Source organism: Polaribacter aquimarinus (assembly GCF_003129485.1).
Classification (GTDB): Bacteria; Bacteroidota; Bacteroidia; order Flavobacteriales; family Flavobacteriaceae; genus Polaribacter; species Polaribacter aquimarinus.
Genome location: NZ_QFFG01000015.1, coordinates 1 through 2,150 on the forward strand (window position 1 = coordinate 1; position 2,150 = coordinate 2,150).

General features: G+C 29.2%; 3 protein-coding genes. All 3 read left to right on the forward strand.

The window, feature by feature from the left end; genetic code table 11:
* Window positions 1-268 precede the first annotated feature (268 nt).
* The 3 genes from DIS07_RS14940 to DIS07_RS14950 all read left to right on the forward strand — a co-directional run bounded on the left by DIS07_RS14940 (window position 269) and on the right by DIS07_RS14950 (window position 2,016).
* A complete protein-coding gene (locus tag DIS07_RS14940) occupies window positions 269-700 on the forward strand; it encodes a hypothetical protein (protein ID WP_109406072.1) in 432 nt (143 codons plus the stop codon).
* A gap of 157 nt (window positions 701-857) precedes the next feature.
* Entirely contained in the window at window positions 858-1,301 is a 444-nt protein-coding gene (locus DIS07_RS14945) for a hypothetical protein (RefSeq protein ID WP_146190752.1), read from the forward strand.
* A gap of 160 nt (window positions 1,302-1,461) precedes the next feature.
* Window positions 1,462-2,016 carry a hypothetical protein gene (locus DIS07_RS14950; protein WP_109406074.1) on the forward strand — a complete coding sequence of 185 codons (555 nt, stop codon included), beginning with the start codon at window positions 1,462-1,464 and terminating at the stop codon, window positions 2,014-2,016.
* The last annotated feature ends 134 nt before the right edge of the window (window positions 2,017-2,150 follow it).

Consider the following 2,150-nt stretch of genomic DNA (forward strand, 5'->3'; position numbering starts at 1 on the left):
AAGAGAGAGGATTACCAATGTTGTCGAAGTCTAAAGCTTCACCGTGTATATTAACCTTAATTCTCTCTTTTATTCTTTCTGATTATATATCAAAATTAGTAAAAGACAAACTTAAGACGTGTATATTCAATTGCTAGCTTTTAGCCTACTTGGGAAAATCCTCGCGGATTTTCCTATCAGTAATTATTTACTTACTTTTAGCTAAGCATAACCGCAACTAAAATATACACAAAAACGTTGTAGCTAATTACCAAAAAAACTAATGAAAATGAAAAAAATCGGACTTATTTTACTAATTATTTTTAGTTGTTCTGAACCTCAAACTGAAACTGAAAGTTTTCCAATTACAGTTGAATTTAGAGAAGTTGGAAAAGGTTCTTTGAGTGGAACTGGATTAGAGAATATTGAAAAACAAAATATTGTAATAAATGAAAAAGTTGAATGGGAAAACCTAATAACAAAAATGAATTCTTTTTATAATCAGTATAATTTTGAAGAAGTTGATTTTGAAAAAGAAACTATTATAGGAATCATTTTAGAAACTCAAGATGGAGCTTCAGTTGAAATTAAGGAAGTCATTGAAGAATCTGAAAATTTCACAGTAAAATTTGAAACTATGACTTTTCAAACACTCGTTGAAACTCAACCATATCACATAATAACAATACCAAAAACGGAAAAAAAGATTACTTTTGAATAACAAACTAGCTACAACAACGTGTATATTCAATTGCTAACTTCTAGCCTACTTGGGAAAATCCTCGCGGATTTTCCTATCAGTCATTATTTACTTACTTTTAGCTAAGCAAAATCGCAACTAAAATATACACAAAAACGTTGGCTACAATTAACAGGAAATGAGCAAAATAAATGACTTTCTGAATGAATTAGATGATTATGAATTAGCCTTTTTTGCAAAATTCAAGTTGTCAACATATATGAAAGTAACTCAATCAAAAATAAAGGAATATTTGGTGGAAAGGAATCTGAATGAGTCTAAAATTGAAAAATTAATCATTGAAAATCCTACATCAAAACTTGAAGACAAATTGGAAAGATGTCCACGTTGTTACTCTGACAAAATTCGGAAAAATAAAGTGGAATGGACAAATACAGATGGTGGAATTGGGCTTGAAGATGAAATAGCAATTGCAGATGGAATTAGTGGAAAAGCAACTTATAAAAATGAGGTTGTTTGTGACGTTTGTGACTTTTGGCTAGAAGATCCAAATGGGGAAAAACCTGTTCCTTTTTCAAAAAAAATATTAAGAGGAATTTGGGAATTTATAATTAGAATATGAATTGAATAAAACTGTAGCCAACACCGTATAAACTTTATTGCTGCTAAATTTTTCCTTCGGAAAAATACGCAGGCACAAAGTTGTTTAATAAATTGCTTACTTTTAGCATAATTAAAACGCAACAAAGCTTATACCAAAACGTTGTAACCAATTTGAGAAAATGATTGCTAAATCAGGAAATTTAACGATTGAATTAATAAGAGATGAAAATTATTCGGAGAATTCGAATGATAATTTGAACTCTTATGACAAGATTCATTTTATGGAATCTGATTTTGTGTTTCCGACAAAAATTGGGCTGAAAATATCTGAAAATAATAAAATCATTAGTTCAGCAATTATTGGCTCTGTTGGTGGCGGAACTGGAATTCATAAGAATTCTCAAATAATAGAAAATGACCGAATTATAGTTTGTTGCTCTGATTCAGTCTTTTGCCTTTCAATTCCTGACCTTAACTTAATTTGGAAAACTCAAGCTGACCAAGCTTCTTGTTTTGAGATATTTAAATTCAATGAAAGTTATATAATTCACGGAGAAATGGAAATTTCTCGACTGAATTTGAATGGAGAAATAATGTGGCAAAAAAGTGGTGCTGACATTTTTACAACCGAAAAAGGTACTGATAACTTTGAAATAACGGAATCATATATAAAAGCAACTGATTGGGAAAATAGAATCTACAAATTCGATTTTAACGGAATATTAATGGAATAAAAACTGGTTACAACAAAGAACTGAGTTAAAAAACAAATAAATTCTTCGTTAAATTTTTACAATATTTTTCTAGGCTCAAAAATCTATTCATTCGTTTTTTGAGCTTTTATTTTTTTATTTAATATGCTATTTAG